The following is a 234-nucleotide window of genomic DNA, read 5'->3' as shown; positions in this document are numbered from 1 at the left end:
ACGTAGATGAGCGGAATCTGAGCCAGGCACAGCCGGGACGTGAGATCCTGCTCTACACCGATGGCCGTCCGGACAAACCGTATCACGGTAAAATCGGCTTCGTGTCGCCTACTGCCGAGTTTACGCCGAAAACAGTTGAAACCCCTGACCTGCGCACCGATCTGGTGTATCGCCTGCGTATTGTGGTGACCGACGCGGACGATGCGCTGCGCCAGGGAATGCCGGTAACGATCA

1 pseudogene is annotated in these 234 nt (G+C 58.5%); it reads left to right on the top strand.

Features of this window, described 5'->3' with window-relative positions:
• A pseudogene (locus tag FDX22_RS23870) lies at window positions 1–234 on the top strand (secretion protein HlyD); the annotation flags it as partial.

It is taken from the genome of Citrobacter sp. TBCS-14 (genome assembly GCF_005280805.1).
Lineage (GTDB): Bacteria > Pseudomonadota > Gammaproteobacteria > Enterobacterales > Enterobacteriaceae > Citrobacter > Citrobacter gillenii.
The sequence above is the reverse complement of the archived record's forward strand: the minus strand, read 5'-3'. Positions and strand labels throughout refer to the sequence as shown.